This is a genomic window from Streptomyces sp. AC555_RSS877, assembly GCF_019049245.1.
Taxonomy (GTDB): Bacteria; Actinomycetota; Actinomycetes; order Streptomycetales; family Streptomycetaceae; genus Streptomyces.
This window is the reverse complement of sequence record NZ_JAGMUK010000077.1, coordinates 17,447-37,329: the sequence shown is the minus strand read 5'-3', so window position 1 is coordinate 37,329 and position 19,883 is coordinate 17,447. Positions and strand designations below refer to the sequence as shown.

14 protein-coding genes and 1 pseudogene are annotated in these 19,883 nt (G+C 68.5%); 11 read left to right on the top strand and 4 right to left on the bottom strand.

All coding sequences use genetic code 11. The annotated features are described in order from the left end of the window. Positions 1-52: 52 nt before the first annotated feature. Both KUM49_RS30860 and KUM49_RS50350 read right to left on the bottom strand, forming a co-directional pair. A complete protein-coding gene (locus KUM49_RS30860) occupies positions 53-1,765 on the bottom strand; it encodes a glycosyltransferase (RefSeq protein ID WP_308406814.1) in 1,713 nt (570 codons plus the stop codon). Between the two features lie 59 nt (positions 1,766-1,824). Further along, positions 1,825-1,980: pseudogene (locus tag KUM49_RS50350) on the bottom strand (glycosyltransferase family 2 protein); the annotation flags it as partial. A gap of 463 nt (positions 1,981-2,443) precedes the next feature. On the opposite strand from KUM49_RS50350, the gene KUM49_RS30855 reads away from it, so the two are divergent. The 7 genes from KUM49_RS30855 to KUM49_RS30825 all read left to right on the top strand — a co-directional run bounded on the left by KUM49_RS30855 (position 2,444) and on the right by KUM49_RS30825 (position 11,587). Next, on the top strand, positions 2,444-3,802 hold the full coding sequence (locus tag KUM49_RS30855; protein ID WP_308406813.1) for a VCBS repeat-containing protein: 1,359 nt from the start codon (positions 2,444-2,446) through the stop codon (positions 3,800-3,802). A 501-nt stretch (positions 3,803-4,303) separates the two neighbouring features. Continuing rightward, positions 4,304-5,350 carry an ABC transporter substrate-binding protein gene (locus KUM49_RS30850; protein ID WP_217240255.1) on the top strand — a complete coding sequence of 349 codons (1,047 nt, stop codon included), beginning with the start codon at positions 4,304-4,306 and terminating at the stop codon, positions 5,348-5,350. 134 nt (positions 5,351-5,484) lie between these two features. Then, positions 5,485-6,354 carry a siderophore-interacting protein gene (locus KUM49_RS30845; protein WP_217240254.1) on the top strand — a complete coding sequence of 290 codons (870 nt, stop codon included), beginning with the start codon at positions 5,485-5,487 and terminating at the stop codon, positions 6,352-6,354. A 164-nt stretch (positions 6,355-6,518) separates the two neighbouring features. Beyond that, on the top strand, positions 6,519-7,985 hold the full coding sequence (desA, locus tag KUM49_RS30840; protein WP_217240253.1) for a lysine decarboxylase DesA: 1,467 nt from the start codon (positions 6,519-6,521) through the stop codon (positions 7,983-7,985). Beyond that, on the top strand, positions 7,969-9,249 hold the full coding sequence (locus KUM49_RS30835) for a lysine N(6)-hydroxylase/L-ornithine N(5)-oxygenase family protein (protein ID WP_217240252.1): 1,281 nt from the start codon (positions 7,969-7,971) through the stop codon (positions 9,247-9,249). The genes desA and KUM49_RS30835 overlap by 17 nt, the downstream gene beginning before the upstream one ends. Next, complete coding sequence (locus tag KUM49_RS30830) at positions 9,246-9,809, top strand: GNAT family N-acetyltransferase (RefSeq protein ID WP_217240251.1); 564 nt, start codon at positions 9,246-9,248, stop codon at positions 9,807-9,809. The genes KUM49_RS30835 and KUM49_RS30830 overlap by 4 nt, the downstream gene beginning before the upstream one ends. Next, positions 9,806-11,587 (top strand): IucA/IucC family siderophore biosynthesis protein, encoded by a 1,782-nt coding sequence (locus KUM49_RS30825; RefSeq protein WP_217240250.1) that lies wholly within the window; start codon positions 9,806-9,808, stop codon positions 11,585-11,587. Before KUM49_RS30830 ends, KUM49_RS30825 begins: the two co-directional genes overlap by 4 nt. A 73-nt stretch (positions 11,588-11,660) precedes the next feature. Here KUM49_RS30825 and KUM49_RS30820 read toward each other — a convergent pair whose 3' ends face one another. Together KUM49_RS30820 and KUM49_RS30815 are read right to left on the bottom strand one after the other, a co-directional pair. Then, positions 11,661-13,250: a beta-N-acetylhexosaminidase gene (locus KUM49_RS30820; protein ID WP_217240249.1), complete on the bottom strand. Its 1,590-nt coding sequence runs from the start codon at positions 13,248-13,250 to the stop codon at positions 11,661-11,663. Between the two features lie 93 nt (positions 13,251-13,343). Further along, entirely contained in the window at positions 13,344-14,564 is a 1,221-nt protein-coding gene (locus tag KUM49_RS30815) for an RNA-guided endonuclease TnpB family protein (RefSeq protein WP_217240248.1), read from the bottom strand. Between the two features lie 281 nt (positions 14,565-14,845). On the opposite strand from KUM49_RS30815, the gene KUM49_RS30810 reads away from it, so the two are divergent. The 4 genes from KUM49_RS30810 (at position 14,846) to glmS (ending at position 19,865) form a co-directional block, all read left to right on the top strand. Then, positions 14,846-15,724: a DUF4429 domain-containing protein gene (locus tag KUM49_RS30810; protein ID WP_217240247.1), complete on the top strand. Its 879-nt coding sequence runs from the start codon at positions 14,846-14,848 to the stop codon at positions 15,722-15,724. Positions 15,725-15,873: 149 nt separating this feature from the next. Further along, positions 15,874-17,604 (top strand): hypothetical protein, encoded by a 1,731-nt coding sequence (locus KUM49_RS30805; RefSeq protein ID WP_217240246.1) that lies wholly within the window; start codon positions 15,874-15,876, stop codon positions 17,602-17,604. 137 nt (positions 17,605-17,741) lie between these two features. Continuing rightward, the gene (locus tag KUM49_RS30800) at positions 17,742-17,999 is read left to right on the top strand and encodes a hypothetical protein (protein WP_217240245.1); all 258 of its coding nucleotides are present in this window, start codon (positions 17,742-17,744) and stop codon (positions 17,997-17,999) included. 48 nt (positions 18,000-18,047) lie between these two features. After that, entirely contained in the window at positions 18,048-19,865 is a 1,818-nt protein-coding gene (gene glmS, locus KUM49_RS30795) for a glutamine--fructose-6-phosphate transaminase (isomerizing) (protein ID WP_217240244.1), read from the top strand. Positions 19,866-19,883: the final 18 nt, after the last annotated feature.

Below are 19,883 nucleotides of genomic sequence, written 5' to 3'. Positions count from 1 at the left end.
CGGACGCCGGCCCGCGTCCGCGCGGAAACGGGCCGGCGAGGTCCACTCGGCCCTAAGCGCCCAACCGCCGCCGTACACGCCGGACCTGACGGTTGTCGGCGACAAGGTCCCGGAGCCGACGCCCGGTGCCGGCCTCGTACGCCGGGCCCTCCAGACGCAGCAGGGTCCCGTCCCGGACGACGGCGTACGCGACCGGGGTGTCCGCCTTCGGGAGGGCGACCGGGTGGCGTCCGGCCGGCAGCTTGAGGCGGGCCGGGAGGCGCAGCCGCGCCGTTCCGTCGGCGCCGGAGGTCAGCTTGGCCTCCACTGTCAGGGCGGACACGGTGACCTTGACGGGAACCGGGGCGCTGTCCGCCGTCACCACGTACGGCAGCGGGAGTGACGTCTTGCCGCGCGCGGCGTTCACGGCGGCGGCACTGGTCGTGTCGGGGCCGAGTCTTCGCAGGCGCTGGTCCAGGTCGAGGGTGAGCTGGCCCCTGCCTGCCGTCCAGTACGGGAGAGCGAGCCGCCCGCCGGTCAGCGCCGGGCCCGCGGCCGGGGCGCTCGGAGTGCCGTCGCCGGTCATGCGGACCATCCGGTCGACGCCCAGCAGTTGGACGTACGCCCACACTTCGTGAACCCCGCGCTCCAGCGGCCGGCCGCCCGCCAGCCGCTCCGGGTCGAGGCGCAGCCGCCCGGTCCCGACGAGCCGCGACCGACCCTCCTCGAAGGGCTGCAGCCGCACCTCCAGGTCGCCCTCCGGGTACCACCAGTCCTCGCGATCCCGGTCCTTCACCACCAGCTCCGCGTAGGCCAGCCGGAACGGATCGCGGACCTCCCAGCCGCCGCCCGTTCCCGGCACGCCGTCCAGCAGCGCGGGGTCCAGCCACCACTTCCCCTCCCGCTCTACGAGGACCAGGGGTTCGCCGTCGCCGCGCACCAGGTCCAGCGTGACGTCGGCGACCAGGCAGCCGTCCTCCCACCGCGGTTCGCCGAGCTCGCTGCGTGCCTGCACCTCACGGATGCGCTCCGCTAACGCCACCGCCCCGTCGAAATCGCCGCGTTCGAGCAGTTCGGCCCGCAGCCGTGACACTGCGGGCAGGCCCTCCCGGACAGCCACTGGAAACTCCTCCAGCACCACCGCACGGGCCATCTCTAATCGCTGCCGCTGCTCGGCCGGGTCCTCGCGCAGGATCTCGGGCTCACGGGCCCGGGAGAGGATCTCCACGTGGTAGAGGCGGTGCAGCAGCCGGTTCTGCAACGCGTCGAGGTCGTCGGACGGGGTGGTGCCGTCCTTGATCTGGCGGACGATGGTGCGCAAGTTGGGCCAGAACCCCTGCTGCGGGTTGAACCGGTGCCGGGTGTTATTGCCACCGTCGTCCCGCTTCATCCAGTAGTAGCAGGGGTAGTCGGCGAGGATCGATATCCGTTCGGCTTTGAGGTAGGCAGCGCTGACGAAGGCCAGATCCTCCATGATCCACGGCCCTTCCGGGAACCGCAGCCCGTGTTCCTCGATGAAGGCCCGCCGGAACATCTTGTGCGGCGACAAGCTCTGCATCAGCTCGTCGTTCTCGATCGTGCAGGCGTCCACCGTGTACCGGAACAGCCGCCGTGGCCGCGCCATCGTGGTGGACATCTTTCCGATCACCACATCGGCGTCGTTGCGCTTCGCGTGCTCGTAGAGCCGCTCCAGGGCCTCGGACCCGAGCGTGTCGTCGTGGTCGACGAACTGGACGTACTCACCCTTGGCGTGCCGCATACCGAGGTTGCGTGGCGCACCGGCCACCCGGAGTTCGGCATGGTGTGCACCTGGACGTTCGGATGCGCTAACGCGATCTTTCCCAGCCGGGCCGGCGTGTCGTCCGTCGACCCGTCGTCGACGTAGATCACCTCGTACTCGTCGGCGGGCAAACTCTGCCCCGGCAGCGATGGCGCACATTCGTCCACGTACTTCCCGGTGTTGTAGACGGGGACGATCACGCTGACCTTGATTCTCCGCATCCCACGGACCTTACCTGCCGGCCTGGGCGTCGACGGATTGTTCGCCGAGCAACAGGATCGATTCGAGCGCAGAGACAATCATCGAAATAGCCGCCCCGGCCGTCGTTACGCATTTCCCGAAGAGCTGACAGGCATAACAGACTCGGCGGTATCGCGTGACTTTCACCGCCCGCGCCAAGCGTAATTTGCATTCAAGAAGTCTCGTTGAGTAGTGAAGATATAACGACTCCCCTGCGCCCGCCAGATGAGAGTTTGATGAAGTAGTGGCCAATCGCTGGACCTTGAGGCGCCGAGCCGACCCGTTTGCCCCGATTCGAAGCCAACAGTCCATTTCTCACTAATTGCAGTACGTAAGGCAAAGATCAACGCAATCGATGCAATTGCTGTATGCAGCCAGTTTTCCGATAAGTCTTGACGATCTTTATTTGGATCGCATTTAGTCTCCTCTTACATCATTCATAGGGTGGCCTTACGTTGGCGTGCTCGAAGAAAAACAAGGGGTGGGAGTGTGCGAGCGCGTACACATCTGGCCGGGGGGTTAGCCGCGCTGGCCAACTTGCTCCTGGCCGCTATGGGGGTCGTGACGCTGGCGTCGCCACAGGCAGCGGCGGCCACGTGCACGGCTGGGACGACGAGCGATTTCAACGGCGACGGGGTGACCGACACCGTGATCGCGGACCCGGACGCCACGGTCAACGGGGCCAAGCAGGCCGGCCTGGTGCGCGTAGTACTCGGCGGCGGCAAGGGGGTCTCGGAAGTCTCTCAGGCCACCACCGGAATGTCGGCGGCGCCGGAGACGGGTGACAGCTTCGGGGCCTCCGTCGCCTCCTATGACGCCGACAGTGACGGCTGTAGCGACCTGGTGGTGGGGGCGCCGTACGAGGATGTCGTGCAGGACGGCGTCAACGTCGTCAACGCGGGGGCAATCTTCATCGTCCATGGCACGCCCACCGGCATCGGGGCGGGCTCCAAGATCGGGGGTTATACCCAGAAGGGGCTCGACTCGACCACCGGGATCGAGGCGTCCGACTGGTTCGGCTTCTCCCTGAAGGCGGGCTCGACCGCGAGCGGTGCGCCGTACCTGATCGTCGGTGTCCCCGGTGAGAACGTCACCGTGGACGGCAAGACCTACTCGGACGCCGGCTGTATCGAATACGTGCAGGGCAGCACCAAGAAGCCCCTCAGCCAGAACGACCCTGATATCCCCGGTGCGGTCGAGGCCAACGACCGCTTCGGTTACTCGCTCGCCGGGACCAACCGCTACTTCGCGGTCGGCAGCCTGGGAGAGGCCATCGGTGACGAAAAGTTCGCCGGAGGCGTCGCGGTCTTCACCCACAACCTCTCCAATGGCATGCCCACGCCACTCCTCGGACTCGACCAGAACAGCACCGGGATCGCCGGCGCGCCGGAAGCCGGCGACGGCTTCGGTACCTCGATCTCCATGACCGGCCACCGGCCGAGCGACCAGACGTACAACTCCGACGTACTGCTCGCCATCGGGATGCCCGGCGAGGACGTCGGAACGCTGGCGGACGCCGGTGGTGTCGCGGTCGTCCGCGTCCAATCGTCCGGCGCATACACCCAGGTCAGGAAACGTACGGGCGGATCGTGCCGGTGTACCTCGTGCTCGACATGCAGGTGCAGGAGGTCTCGGTCTTCTGGGACCCGTCTCCGAAGGGATACCGGTCGCGGACCAACGTCCCGTTCGGGCGGCCCGTGCGGGTTCCCGCCCCTTTCGACTTCGAGCTGGACACCTCAGGGTTCATTCGCCGCGCACCTGAAACCGAGCTTGAAGCGGATTCCGGTCACGTCCCCGACGTGAACTGGCTCTGACGAGCTGTAGCGGCATCGCCCACGGCAACATGCCGTCGTCGTCCGTGGGTTCGCGGCTGGTGGTGCCCAGGGCCGCGAGGGGGTAGTTGCTCGCGAACTGCACGAGAAACCACGGGGGAACGACGGCGACCACGCCCAGGACGAGGTTCGCGGCGCCGGGGAGCACCCAGGGAAGCCGAGGCGATGACATAACTGACGACGGCAGTGGACGTCCCTGCCAGCCGCGCCACGTCATCCCCGCCGCAGGGGCGAAGAGGCGGGCGCCGTAAGGGAGTTCACCGGCGTGATTCCGCAGGAGCCGTTCCGCGGGACCCGGCCCGTTTGTGGCTCGCCTCACAGAAGTCCCGGGTATCGCCCTCCGCAGCCGGGGAACAGGTACCGGGTGCCTTCTGGACAGCGTGCAAGGTTAGGCTAACCTAAGTCTGATTCCAGCCACCCGCAGGCGCGGACCCCCCAGTGGCCCCCGTACGCACGAAAGCAGACCCATCCCATGTCGAACGCCACAACCGCCAACTTCTCCCGCCGCGGGATCCTCGCCACCGGGGGTGCGCTCGGCCTCGGCGCCTTCCTCGCCGCGTGCGGCGACAGCGACTCGGAGAGCAGCGGCTCGGACTCGACGGCGTCCGCGAAGGCCTCCGGCCCCTGGAGCTTCAAGGACGACCGCGGCACGACCGTGAAGCTGGACAAGGCCCCCGCCAACATCGTCGCCTTCACCGGCGTCGCCGCCGCCCTCTTCGACTACGGCATCTCGGTCAAGGGCGTCTTCGGCCCGACCAAGACCGCGGACGGCAAGGCCGACGTCCAGGCCGGCGACATGGACATCAGCAAGCTCACCGTCCTCGGCAACGCCTGGGACCAGTTCAACGTCGAGAAGTACGCGGCCCTCGCGCCCGACGTGCTGATCTCCACGCTGTTCGACGACGCCGGCACCCTCTGGTACGTCCCCGAGGCGTCGAAGGACAAGATCGCCCAGCTCGCCCCGAGCGTCGGCATCTCCGTCTACGACCGCCAGCTCACCCAGCCGCTGGAGCGCATGTGGCAGCTGGCCGAGTCCCTCGGCGGCGACCTGACCTCCGCCAAGGTGACGGACGCCAAGAAGGCCTTCGAGGCGGCCGCCACCCGCCTGCGCGCGGCCGCCAAGGCCAAGCCCGACATCAAGGTGATGGCCGGTTCCGCCAGCGCGGAGCTGTTCTACGTCTCCGGCACCAACCTCTCCATCGACCTGGAGTACTTCAAGGCCCTCGGCGTGAACTTCGTCGAGCCCCCGGAGAGCGCGAAGAAGGTCGGTGGCGGCTGGTTCGAGTCGCTGAGCTGGGAGAATGTCGACAAGTACAAGGCCGACATCATCATGATGGACGACCGCTCCTCGACCATCCAGCCGGCCGACATCACCGAGGCCACCTGGAAGAAGCTGCCCGCCGTCAAGGCCGGCCAGGTCATCGCGCGCTCCCCCGAGCCGATCCTGTCCTACGCCAAGTGCACCCCGCTGCTCACCAGCCTCGCCGAGGCGCTGGAGAAGGCGAAGAAGGTCAGCTGACCAGGGGTCGCTGAGCTTTGCCGGAGGTGACCGCGGGCCGGTTGTGGCCGGTCGCGCCCCGCGGCGAAGCCGCATACCGGCCCAGCCCCGCGCCCCCAGGCACCTGTACCTGACGTCGATTCAGGAGTTACCCCATGGCCACCGCCGTAGCCGCCCCGTTCCGTTTCTTCTCCCTCCAGGTCGTGCGGACGAGGCGGCTCGGCCCGTCCCTGGTCCGGGTCACCTTCGACGGCCCCGACCTCCGCGACTTCCACTCCGACGGACAGGACCAGTCCCTGTCGCTGTTCATCCCGCAACCCGGCCAGAAGGAGCCCCGGGTTCCGATCGAGCTCGGCGACGGCTGGTGGCAGGGCTGGCGCGAACTCCCGGACGACGTACGGGCGGTGATGCGCTCGTACACGCTCCGCGCCCTGCGGCGGGACGCCGACGGCCATACGGACGAGATCGACATCGACTTCGTGCTGCACGGCGTCGAGCCGGACGCGGCCATCGAGGCCGGCCCCGCCTCCCGGTGGGCCGCGGACGCCGCCGCCGGCGACCAGGTCGTCCTGCTCGGCCCGGCGATCGCGGACAACCGGGCGATCCGTTTCCGCCCGCCCGAGGACACCGACCTGGTGGTGATCTGGGGCGACGAGACCGCCGTACCGGCCGCCTGCTCCATCGTCGAGTCGCTGCCGGCGGGCCTTGGCGCCCGGGTCTGGCTGGAGGTCCCGCACGCCGGTGACATCCAGGACGTGGTGACGCAGGCGGACGCCGAGATCACCTGGCTGGTGCAGGACGAGAAGAGCAGCATCCAGAGCTCCCCCATGGCGCTCAGCGCCCTGCGTGACACTCAACTCCCGCCCGCCGAGCACCCGTACGTCTGGATCGCGGGCGAGTCCGGGTGCGTGAAGGAGCTGCGTCGGCACTTCGTGCGCGAGCGCGAGTTCGACCGCCGCAGAGTCACCTTCGTCGGCTACTGGCGGCAGGGCCTGACCGAGGAGCAGCTGCGCGAGCAGGAATGACCGAAACGTCCAACTCGTACAAGGCAGGGCTGCGTTCAGAGTGACCGCAGTCACGGCAGGGGCTGCATTTCCTGCACGTTACTTAGGTTAGGCTAACTTAAGTTGAAGCCGAGGCTCCGCCCCGCTCCCAGCCCCACGGACTGTCCCCACCGGAGGACTTGCACATGCGCTCGCACCTGCTCAACGACACGACCGCGGAGCACTACCGCCGCTCCGTGACGGAAGGAATAGAGCGGGTGGCGGCCAAACTCGCCACCACGAACCGTCCGTTCACCGGCGTCACGGTCGACGCCCTCTCCCCCACGATCGACGAGATCGACCTCGACAAGCCGCTGCACGACACCAGTGCGGTGCTCGACGAACTGGAGGACGTCTACCTCCGGGACGCGGTCTACTTCCACCACCCCCGCTACCTCGCCCATCTCAACTGCCCGGTCGTCATCCCGGCCGTGGTCGGCGAGGCCGTCCTCTCCGCCGTCAACTCCTCCCTGGACACCTGGGACCAGTCGGCCGGCGGCACCCTCATCGAGCGCAAGCTCGTCGACTGGACCACGGCCCGCATCGGCCTCGGCGAGAACGCCGACGGCGTGTTCACCTCCGGCGGCACCCAGTCCAACCTCCAGGCGCTGCTCCTCGCCCGCGAGGAGGCGAAGCCGGGCCGGGACGGATGGGACGGGCCGGCCTCCTTCGCCAAACTGCGCATCTTCACCTCCGAGGTCAGCCACTTCAGCGTGCAGAAGTCCGCGAAACTGCTCGGCCTCAGCCAGGACTCCGTCGTGTCGATCCCCGTCGACACCGACAAGCGCATGCAGACCGTCGCGCTCGCCCACGAGCTGGAGCGCTGCAAGCAGGACGGCCTCGTCCCCATGGCCGTCGTCGCCACCGCCGGCACCACCGACTTCGGCTCCATCGACCCGCTGCCCGAGATCGCCGAGCTGTGCGACCAGTACGGCGTGTGGATGCACGTCGACGCCGCCTACGGCTGCGGACTGCTCGCCTCGGTGAAGTACCGCGACCGCATCGACGGCATCGAGCGCGCCGACTCGGTCACCGTCGACTACCACAAGTCGTTCTTCCAGCCGGTGAGTTCGTCCGCGGTGCTGGTCCGGGACGCGTCCACCCTGCGCCACGCCACCTACCACGCGGAGTACCTGAACCCGCGCCGCATGGTGCAGGAACGTATCCCCAACCAGGTCGACAAGTCCCTGCAGACCACCCGCCGCTTCGACGCCCTCAAGCTGTGGATGACGCTGCGCGTGATGGGCGCCGACGGCATCGGTCAGCTCTTCGACGAGGTCTGCGACCTGGCGGTGGAGGGCTGGAAGCTGCTGGCCGCCGACCCGCGCTTCGACGTCGTGGTCGAGCCCACCCTCTCCACCCTCGTCTTCCGCTACATCCCGGCCGCCGTCACCGACCCGGCCGAGATCGACCGCGCCAACCTGTACGCCCGCAAGGCCCTGTTCGCCTCCGGCGACGCGGTGGTCGCGGGCACCAAGGTGGCCGGCCGCCACTACCTCAAGTTCACCCTGCTCAATCCCGAGACGACGACCGACGACATGGCCGCCGTACTCGACCTGATCGCCGGCCATGCCGAGCAGTACCTGGGAGAGTCCCTTGACCGCGCTTCCTGAATCCGCCCGCAGTTACGACTTCGTGGGGATCGGGCTCGGCCCGTTCAACCTGGGCCTCGCCTGCCTCACCGAGCCCATCGACGAACTGAACGGCATCTTCCTGGACTCGAAGCCCGGCTTCGAGTGGCACGCGGGCATGTTCCTGGACGGCGCCCACCTCCAGACCCCTTTCATGTCGGACCTGGTCACCCTCGCCGACCCGACCTCGCCGTACTCCTTCCTCAACTACCTGAAGGAGAAGGGCCGGCTGTACTCGTTCTACATCCGCGAGAACTTCTACCCGCTGCGGGTCGAGTACGACGACTACTGCCGCTGGGCCGCGGACAAACTGAGCTGCGTCCGCTTCAACACCACCGTCACGGACGTCCAGTACGACGAAGGCGACGAGCTGTACGTCGTGCGGACCACGGCCGGCGAGACCTTCCGCGCCCGCCGCCTGGTCCTCGGCACCGGCACCCCGCCTTATGTCCCCGAGGCCTGTCAGGGCCTGGGCGGCGACTTCCTGCACAACTCCCGCTACATGCAGCACAAGCAGGAGCTGCAGAAGAAGGAGTCGATCACCCTCGTCGGCTCCGGCCAGTCCGCCGCCGAGATCTACTACGACCTCCTCAGCGAGATCGACGTCCACGGCTACCAGCTGAACTGGGTCACCCGCTCGCCGCGCTTCTTCCCGCTGGAGTACACGAAACTCACGCTGGAGATGACCTCCCCGGAGTACGTCGACTACTACCACGCGCTGCCGGAGAAGACCCGCTACCGCCTCACGGCCGAGCAGAAGAACCTGTTCAAGGGCATCGACGGCGACCTGATCAACGAGATCTTCGACCTGCTCTACCAGAAGAACCTCGGCGGTCCGGTGCCCACCCGGCTGCTCACCAACTCCTCGCTGCACAGCGCCCGGTACGAGAACGGCACGTACACCCTGTCCTTCCGCCAGGAGGAGCAGGAGAAGGACTACGAGCTGACCTCGCAGGGACTGGTCCTGGCCACCGGCTACAAGTACGCCGAGCCGGAGTTCCTCAAGCCCGTCCGCGACCGGCTGCTCTACGACTCCCAGGGCAACTACGACATCGCCCGCAACTACGCGATCGACGTGACCGGCCGGGGCGTGTTCCTGCAGAACGCCGGCGTCCACACGCACAGCATCACCAGCCCCGACCTGGGCATGGGCGCGTACCGCAACAGCTACATCATCCGAGAGCTGCTCGGCAGCGAGTACTACCCGGTCGAGAAGACCATCGCGTTCCAGGAGTTCGCCGCATGACCCCCACCACCGGCACCCGCACCGACCTGGGCACCCTCACCCTCCGCCCCCTCGACCCCCTCAAGGACGCCGAGCTCGTGCACTCCTGGGTCACCCACCCCAAGGCGGCCTTCTGGATGATGCAGGACGCCAGACTGGAGGACGTCGAGCGCGCGTACATGGAGATCGCCGCCGACGAGCACTGGCACGCGCTGATCGGCCTGCACGACGGCGTGCCCGCGTTCCTGATGGAGAAGTACGACCCCGCCCACCACGAGCTGGTCGGTCTGTACGAGCCCGAGCCCGGAGACGTCGGCATGCACTTCCTGGTCGCCCCCACCGACCGGCCCGTGCACGGCTTCACCCGCGCGGTCATCACGGCCGTGATGACGCACCTCTTCGAGGACCCCGCCACCGCCCGGGTGGTCGTCGAACCCGACGTGTCCAACAAGGCCGTCCACGCCCTGAACGAAGCCGTCGGGTTCGTGCCCGACCGCCAGATACAGAAGCCGGAGAAGAAGGCGTTGCTGAGCTTCTGCACCCGGGAACAGTTCGCCGCGGCGACGGGGGTGGCGGCATGAGCCTCGCCGACGCCGTGGCCCACCTCTCCCCCGAGCGCTGGGAGACGGCCAACCGCCTGCTCATCCGCAAGGCACTGGCCGAGTTCGCGCACGAACGGCTGATCGCGCCGGAGAAGGACGGAGACGGGGGCGGGGACGAGTACGTCGTACGGAGTGACGACGGCCTGACCCGCTACCGCTTCTCCGCCACCCGCCACGCCCTCGACCACTGGCAGGTGGCCGCCGACTCGATCACCCGCACCCGGGACGGCAACGAACTTCCCCTGGCGGCCCTGGACTTCTTCATCGAGCTGAAGCGGACCCTCGGTCTGAGCGACGCGATCCTGCCGGTCTACCTGGAGGAGATCTCCTCCACCCTCTCCGGCACCTGCTACAAGCTCACCAAGCCCCAGATCCCGGTCGCCGAGCTGGTGAAGAGCGACTTCCAGGCCATCGAGACCGGCATGACCGAGGGCCACCCCTGCTTCGTCGCCAACAACGGACGGCTCGGCTTCGGCATCCACGAGTACCTGTCGTACGCCCCCGAGACCGCGAGCCCGGTCCGCCTGGTGTGGCTGGCCGCGCACCGCTCGCGGGCGGCGTTCACGGCGGGCGTCGGGATCGAGTACGAGTCCTTCGTGCGGGACGAGCTGGGCGAGGCCACGGTCGAGCGGTTCTCCCAGGTGCTCAAGGACCAGGGACGGGACCCGGAGGACTACCTCCTCATCCCCGTCCACCCCTGGCAGTGGTGGAACAAGCTCACCGTCACCTTCGCCGCCGAAGTCGCCCGTGGTCACCTCGTGTGCCTGGGCGAGGGCGACGACGAGTACCTGGCCCAGCAGTCCATCCGGACCTTCTTCAACACGTCGCACCCCGAGAAGCACTACGTGAAGACGGCCCTGTCCGTCCTCAACATGGGCTTCATGCGTGGGCTCTCGGCCGCCTACATGGAGGCGACCCCCGCGATCAACGACTGGCTCGCCCAGCTCATCGAGGGCGACCCGCTACTGAAGTCGACCGGCCTCACGATCATCCGGGAGCGGGCGGCCGTGGGCTACCGGCACCTGGAGTACGAGCAGGCGACGGACCGCTACTCGCCGTACCGCAAAATGCTCGCCGCGCTGTGGCGCGAGAGCCCGGTGTCCTCCCTCCAGGACGGCGAGTCCCTCGCGACGATGGCCTCCCTGGTCCACGTGGACCACGCGGGCGCTTCGTTCGCGGGCGCGCTGATCGAACAGTCCGGACTGACGCCGGCCGAGTGGCTGCGCCACTACCTGCGGGCCTACCTCACCCCTCTCCTGCACAGCTTCTACGCCTATGACCTGGTGTTCATGCCGCACGGCGAGAACGTGATCCTGGTCCTGAAGGACGGCGTGGTCCAGCGCGCGATCTACAAGGACATCGCCGAGGAGATCGCCGTCATGGACCCGGAGGCGGTACTGCCGCCGACGGTGGAGCGGCTGCGCGTCGAGGTCCCGGACGACAAGAAACTCCTGTCGATCTTCACGGACGTCTTCGACTGCTTCTTCCGCTTCCTCGCCGCGAACCTCGTCACCGAGGGGATTCTGGAGGAGGACGACTTCTGGCGCACGGTCGCGGAGGTGACCCGCGACTACCAGCACTCGGTGCCCGAACTCGCCGACAAGTTCAAGCGGTACGACATGTTCGCCCCCGAGTTCGCGCTGTCCTGCCTCAACCGGCTCCAGCTGCGCAACAACGAGCAGATGGTGGACCTCGCGGACCCGGCCGGCGCCCTCCAGCTGATCGGCGACCTGGAGAACCCCATCGCGGGACTGTGACCACCAGTCCCCACAGACGGACGGGCACCCCGGAGTACGGTCCTTCGGGGTGCCCGTCATCATGTCCCGACTCCTACGCCTCGGGCCAAGGGACCTGGGGCGAGCGGTAGTAGCCGATCCCCAACGCGTCCCACCGCGGCCCCTGCGCCGCCAGCCGGACCCGGTAGCCGTCCCAGTCGTGCGTGGCGGCCGGCGACCAGCCGAGTTCGGCGGCACCCGCGAGCCGCGGGAAGGCCATGTACTCGACGTCCTCGCCGGTCACGATCGTCTCGGTCCAGATCGGCGCCTCGACGCCCCGCACCGCCTCGGGCGGCGCTCCCGGCAGGTAGGTGCCCGGATCCCAGTCGTAGGACCGCTTCACGTCGACGAAGCCCGCCCATGACAGCCCCAGCGGGGTGTCCTCGTCGTACTTCATGTCGAGGTAGATCCGGTCGGCGGGCGAGAGGATCAGCCCGGTCCCGCTCCGCGCCGCCTTGGCGACCCGCGCCTTCTCCTCGGCGCTGGTGGAGTCCAGGCCCCAGTACTGGGCGAGCGCCCCCTTCGCCGGGGTCGCGCCGGTCAGCTGGTGCCAGCCGACCACCGTCTTGCCGTACTCGGCGACGATCGGCTGCACCCGGTCCATGAACTGCACGTAGTCCTCGTGGCTGGTGGAGTGCGCCTCGTCGCCGCCGATGTGGAGGTAACGGCCCGGGGTGAGGGCGGCGAGTTCCCGGACGACGTCGTCCACGAAGTCGTACGTGATCTCCTTGTCCACGCACAGGGAGCTGAAGCCGACCTCGGTGCCGGTGTAGAGCGGGGGTGCGACGCCGTCGCAGTTGAGCTCGGCGTAGGAGGCCAGGGCCGCGTTGGTGTGGCCCGGCATGTCTATCTCGGGGACGACCTCCAGGTAGCGGGAGGCCGCGTAGCCGACGATCTCCCGGTAGTCGGCCTTGGTGTAGTGGCCGCCGGCGCCGCCGCCGACCTGCGTGGAGCCGCCGTGGGTCGCCAGGCGCGGCCAAGCGTCGACGGCCAGGCGCCAGCCCTGGTCGTCGCTGAGGTGCAGGTGCAGCTTGTTGATCTTGTAGAGGGCCAACTGGTCGATGTGGCGCTTGACCTGGTCGACGGTGAAGAAGTGCCGGGAGACGTCGAGCATCGCGCCGCGCCAGCCGTAGCGGGGGGTGTCGGTGATCGTGCCGCCCGCGACCAGCCACGGTCCGGGCTGGACGGAGTCCTTCTCGACGGCCGCCGGGAGGAGCTGGCGCAGAGTCTGCACGCCGTGGAAGAGCCCCGCGGGCTCGGCCGCCGTGATGGTGACGCCCTTGCCGCCGCTGTCGAGGCGGTAGCCCTCGGCCCCGAACGGGCCCTTGGCCAGGCGCAGTCGGATGCCGCCCTTGCCGTGCGTGGTGACGGGCAGGCGGTAGCCGGTCGAGGGGCGCAGGACGTCCGCGAGGTAGGCGCCGATGCGGCGGCCCTCGCGGGTGTCGTCGACGCGGATGTGCGTGTCCCGGGTGAGGCGGTACGGCGACCCCCCGGGGGTGACCGAGGCGGGGGCCGGGACGATCCGGTCGAGCGGCTGGGCGCTCTGCGCGGCGGTAGTCGGGGTCGCGCCGACGGCGGAGACACCCGCCGCCGCGACGAGCAGCAGCGAGCCGAGAAGGCGGGTCGTTCTGTGGTGCTGTCTCACCTACGGTCCCTTCCTTGAGCCCGAACAGGTATGGACCAACTCTCCCTCGAAACCATTGAATCCTCCCCTCCCTGAAGGGAGGGGATTCCTGGCTCAGGCAGCCTCCTGGAGCAGCGCTCCAGGAGGTCTTGCGCCATCAGCACCAGCCGGGTTGAGACCAGCCCGGACGAGCATCACGCGTGCGGAGTTCTTGTCCCGTGGGGACACCGCTCCGCACGCGGCGCGGGTGTAGGTGCGCATTCCCAGCGGCAGTGCGTGCTTGGCTCTCGCATCGCAGTGCGCGCAGTCCATCGTGGTGTGCGCGGGGTGTACCAGGCGGATGTCCCGCCCGTGCTTGCGGCCCATCTCGATCAGAGCGGCCTTGGTGGCGCCGATGGCGGCGTCAGCGGCCTTGCGGGCCATGCTGGTCCGAGCGAGGAACTTCGGGCGGAAGTCCTCGACAGCGATGATGTCGTGGTCGCGGACAACTTTCTTGGCCCACTTGCGGCCGGTGTCCTGACGCTGCCTGGCGACCTTCTTGTAGGCCTTCGCCCGCAGTTTCTTCGCCTCGCGGTAGCCCTTCGATCCGGGCCGGCCCTTCTCCGGCCTGCGGCGGGCCATCATCCGGTCATACCGCGTCAGCTTCGCCTGGGCCTTCCTGCCGTACCCGGCGTGCGGCAGGTCGTGCGCGTCGGACGTGGTGGTCGCGGTCTCCTTCACACCCCAGTCGACGCCGAGTACGCGACCGGTTTCCGGCAGCGGCTGGACCTGGGCGGGGACGACGAAGGAGCAGTACCAGTACCCGAGGCTGTCCTGGTACACGCGCACCGAGGACGGCTCACCAGGCAGTTCCCGCGACCACACCACCGTCACCACGATGCCGCCCCCCAGGTGCAGCCGGCCCTCCTTCAACCGGAACCCGCGCTTCGTGTAGTTGAGGGTCGGCAGCGCCTCGCGCTTGGTCTTCCACTTCGGCATCCCGGTCCGGCGCGCCATGGGCAGGCGCTCCGTGATGTCCTTGTGCGCCTTGGCGCGGGAGCGGCCGAAGTCGCGGATGACCTGCTGCTGGGGAACCGACGATCCCTCACGCAGCCACGGCGTCGTCTTCCGGGCTTGGGTCAGCATCCTGTCGAGCTGAGCAGGACCGCACGTGGCCTTGTGGCCGGTGGACTTGTTCTGCAGGTTTACGGCCTGAGACTTGGCGAGGCATTCGTTCCACACCCAGCGGCACCGGTCCCACTCCGCCGCCAGGGCGGTGCGAGCGGTCAACGACACGCGCAACCGGTACGTGTAGCGGGCATGCCCGACCCCCGCCGCCACTCCCCCATGTGTCATCTCGCCCCCACAGCCCCGGCCAGGACATGCGCCGCCCCGAACCCTTTGAAGGACCGTATGTACGACAGCCGCACAAACGCACCCCGATCCCACGGCAACCACCCCGACCAGCGATCACAGGAACACGCGTTCGCATCACCTCGGCGATACCGGCAGCAGTACGGGCGCTCCGCGCCCTGAACCGGATGCGGCGACGCTCCGCGTCGCGACCCCCGGATGCGATTCCTCCCCAGCGTGAACGCCAGGGCCTCCTCGCAAGGAACAGGTGAAACAATCCCCCCATGGCGGAAATCCTCCAGAAGGACGGCACTTGGGTCTTCGACGGCGACGCCCTGCGGCTGACCCCCGGACGGGACAAGAACGTCAGCCTGCTCCGCAGGACGCTGGGCGAACTCGTCGTGCCGCTCGGCGCGTTGGCCGGTGTCTCCTTCGAACAGGGCAAGAAGACCGGGAGGTTGCGGCTGCGGCTGCGCGACGGCTCCGACCCGCTGCTGCACGCGACCGGCGGCCGGCTCACCGAGCCGCACGACCCGTACCAGCTGGTCGTCGAGTCGGACCGGTACGGCGTCGCCGAGTACCTCGTGGACGAGGTCCGCGGCGCCCTGCTCCTGGACCAGGTGCCGACCGGCCCGGTCGACGCCTATCTGCTGCCGGGCCCGGCGCTGCCGCTGTCCGTGTCCGCCGGGGACGGCACCGCGAGCTTCGACGGCGAGCTGATCCGGCTGGAGTGGAACTGGAAGACGGAGGACGCCAAGGCCGCCGCCGGCCCCCGCACCCTCGCGGTCACCGACCTCACCGCCGTGGAGTGGCATCCGGCGATCGGCCTGGACAACGGCTACCTCCGCTTCAGCGTGAAGAACGCCCCGACCAAGGCCCCGCCCAAGTACGACCCCAACGCCGTGGAGCTGTGGGGCTTCAAGAAGGACCCGTTGATGGCCCTGGTCGCGGCGGCCGTCCAGGCCCGGCTCCCGCATCCGGCGGCGGCCGCCCCGGGGGACGTCCGGCCGCCGGAGGCCAAGGCACTGGCCGCGCCCGCCGCCGAGGACGGCCACGACGCCCTCCTGCGACGGCTGCGCGAGCTCGGCGAACTGCACCGCACGGGCGTGCTGACGGAGGAGGAGTTCACGATGGCCAAGCAGGCGATCCTCAAAGGGATCTAGGCATACGGGAGTTTAGCGTCGCATCGGAATGCCCGTTCGGCCCTCGTACGGGTGAACAGCGGCTGGTTCCTCAGACCTTGCCAGCGCGAGACAGGCATAGTCGGCAGTGGCAATTGGCTCGTTGTGACCCGTGGGGAGGGGGTCGGCTGGTGGCACTCGTTGCGCCTAAGAGGAAGCGCGAACTGCGCGAGTTGGCTGATCCATTCACAGTGGCGGCGCCGTCGGGGGCCCGGATTCGTGACCGGCTGCGGCTCCTGGTGTCGGACGAGACGGTCTTGCGGCTGGTCGGCGAGCATCTGGGCCGCCATCAACGTGCCGATCTGGCCGAGCGCGTCCGCATTGGCTCAGTCAGGGCCAAGGACGCCCAGCGGGCCGAGCGGAAGAAGTCGTTGACGGCAGTCTCGTCCTCGCGATGGGCAGGAGCGATCACACGCCTCTCGGAGGACCAGTATCAGCTCTCCCTGCGCTGCCTGCGCACAGAACGGGTCGCACTGCTCCGGACCATCAAGGCGATCCGCCGTCGTCTGCTGGTGCCGTGCGGAGAACGCCGAGGCAAGGTGCGGGGCTATGCGAACCAGAGCGAACGCTTCCAGAAACAGCGGCGCCTGCAGCTGCTCACTGACCGCCTCCACATCGTGGAGGAGCGCATCGCAGCCGGTCGCCCCTCGATCGTGGTCGGCGGCAAGCGCCTGGCGAAGCTCCGGCACCACTTGACCCAGGGGCGACTCACGTCAGAACGGTGGAGGCAACGGTGGGACGCAAGCCGACTGTTCCTGACCGCCGATGGAGAGTCAGGTGCCCCGCTCGGCAATTACACGATCTCCGTGGATCCGGAGACCGGCACGGTGACGATCGTGCTACCGCAGCCGCTGCGGCACCTGGCGAATGCACCCCGCGGCCGGTATCAGCTCGCCTGCACCGTCGCCTTCCGCCACCGCCGAGAAGAATGGCTGGACCGCGTGACGGCGAACCGAGCGGTCCGCTACGACATCGTGTACGAGCCCGGCCGGGACCGCTGGTACCTTGACGCCTCCTGGAGCTCGGACAAGACCGCCCCACCCGCGCTGGAAGAGATCAAAGCGTCCGGGCAGCACCTACTCGCTGCCGACCTGAACGCTGACCACCTGGCCGCATGCATGCTCGACCCGAACGGCAACCCCATCGGTGAGCCGATCACGATCCCACTTGCCCTGACCGGCCCCGCCTCCCAACGTGACGGAAGGCTACGCGCTGCGATCAGCGAGCTGCTCGCCTTCGCCCGCGAGCACCACTGCGCGGGGGTCGTCGTAGAAGACCTGGGTTTCGCCGACGCTCGAGCCGCCGGACGGGAGACCATGGGCCGGGGTGCGCGCGGCAGGCAGTTCCGGCGCACCGTGGCCGGGATCCCGACAGCGAGGTTCCGCGAACGCCTACGCGGCATGGCCTATCACTCCGGACTCGTCGTGATCGCGGTCGATCCCGCATACACCACGATCTGGGGCGGCCAGCACTGGAAGGCTCCGCTCCAGCGACAGACCAAGACCACCGTCACGCGGCACCACGCTGCCGCCGTGGCAATCGGCAGACGTGGCCTCGGACATCGGATCCGGCGTCGGCCAGGTGTGACCGGCAACCACCAGAGGATGGTTGCACGGAGAGCTACCGGCCAGACCGCATTCGTTCCTCGGCCACGCGGGACCGCGAGCCCACCCAGGACCACAGGCGCGCCACATCGGGGCGACAAGACCTGGCGGCGCCGAAGTGACCAGCTCGCGTTGTTCCCTGCTCCTCAAGACCGTTCGGGGGAGCTCCGGCGCGGACCGGGTTCATTCGATACGGCCAGCGATGGTCGGTATCGACAGGAACGGTACTCCCATGCGAGGAATGCCCATGGCTCATGAAGCTCATCCCCGCAGGCAACGAGTTGCGGGACGAAAGAGGCTGCTCACGAACAACCTCACACAGGTTTCAGCATCCGCTTGCCCGAAACCGGGCAGCGTTCTTGCGAAAGCGCCGCCGATACCCCAGGATCTACCGGGTGCACGACGAACTTGTTGATCATCTGACGCGGTCCACGCCCCTGAGCCGGGGCGAGGCACTGCGGGTGGTCCAGGACGTGCTCGCCTTCTTCGACGAGACGACCGAGGAGTACGTCCGTCGCCGCCACCGCGAGCTCCAGGCACAGGGCCTGGTGAACGCGGAGATCTTCGGACGGATCGAGGCGGACCTGAAATATCGCACGGTGGCGCCGCCGGAGCTCACGCTCCGGCAGCTGCGGCGGATCGTTTACGGCTGAGCCGAGCCGGCCTCCTTCCACCGGGCCCAACCTGAGGAATACGTATATATGTGCGGAATCGTCGGATACATCGGGAAGCGTGACGTCGCCCCCCTCCTTCTGGAGGGTCTGCAGCGCCTGGAGTACCGCGGCTACGACTCGGCGGGCATCGTCGTCACCTCCCCGAAGGCGGCCGGCCTGAAGATGGTCAAGGCCAAGGGCCGGGTCCGGGACCTGGAGGCCAAGGTCCCGGCCCGCTTCAAGGGCACGACCGGCATCGCCCACACCCGCTGGGCCACCCACGGCGCCCCCTCCGACGTGAACGCCCACCCGCACCTCGACGCCGAGGGCAAGGTCGCCGTCGTCCACAACGGCATCATCGACAACGCCTCCGACCTGCGCCGCAAGCTGGAAGCGGACGGCGTCGAGTTCCTCTCCGAGACCGACACCGAGGTCCTCGTCCACCTCATCGCCCGCTCGCAGGCCGAGAAGCTGGAGGACAAGGTCCGCGACACGCTGCGGGTCATCGAGGGCACGTACGGCATCGCCGTCCTGCACGCCGACTTCCCCGACCGGATCGTGGTCGCCCGCAACGGCTCCCCGGTCGTCCTCGGCATCGGCGAGAAGGAGATGTTCGTCGCCTCGGACATCGCCGCCCTGGTCGCCCACACCCGGCAGGTCGTCACCCTCGACGACGGCGAGATGGCCACCCTCAAGGCCGACGACTTCCGCACCTACACCACCGAGGGCACCCGCACGACGGCCGAGCCCACCACCGTGGAGTGGGAGGCCGCCTCGTACGACATGGGCGGCCACGACACGTACATGCACAAGGAGATCCACGAGCAGGCCGACGCCGTGGACCGCGTGCTGCGCGGCCGCATCGACGACCGCTTCTCCACCGTGCACCTCGGCGGCCTGAACCTGGACGCCCGCGCGGCACGCCAGATCCGCCGCGTGAAGATCCTCGGCTGCGGCACCTCGTACCACGCGGGCATGATCGGCGCCCAGATGATCGAGGAGCTGGCCCGCATCCCCGCCGACGCAGAGCCGGCTTCGGAATTCCGCTACCGCAACGCGGTCGTCGACCCCGACACCCTCTACATCGCCGTCTCCCAGTCCGGTGAGACGTACGACGTACTGGCCGCCGTCCAGGAGCTGAAGCGCAAGGGCGCGCGGGTCCTCGGCGTGGTGAACGTGGTCGGCTCGGCGATCGCCCGCGAGGCCGACGGCGGCGTGTACGTCCACGCGGGCCCCGAGGTCTGCGTGGTCTCGACGAAGTGCTTCACGAACACCACGGTCGCCTTCGCGCTGCTCGCCCTGCACCTGGGCCGCACCCGTGACCTCTCCGTCCGCGACGGCAAGCGGATCATCGAGGGCCTGCGCAAGCTGCCCGCGCAGATCTCCGAGATGCTGGAGCAGGAGGACGAGATCAAGAAGCTGGCCGCGGAGTACGCCGAGGCCCGCTCGATGCTCTTCATCGGCCGTGTCCGGGGCTACCCGGTGGCCCGTGAGGCCTCCCTGAAGCTCAAGGAGGTCTCCTACATCCACGCCGAGGCCTACCCGGCCTCCGAGCTCAAGCACGGCCCGCTGGCCCTGATCGAGCCGGCCCTGCCGACGGTCGCGATCGTCCCCGACGACGACCTCCTCGAGAAGAACCGCGCCGCCCTGGAGGAGATCAAGGCCCGCAGCGGCAGGATCCTCGCGGTCGCCCACCAGAACCAGGAGAAGGCCGACCAGACGATCATCGTGCCCAAGAACGAGGACGAGCTGGACCCGATCCTCATGGGCATCCCCCTCCAACTCCTCGCCTACCACACGGCATTGGCCCTGGGCAGGGACATCGACAAGCCGCGCAACCTCGCCAAGTCGGTAACGGTGGAGTAAGGGGTCCTTTCACTATGG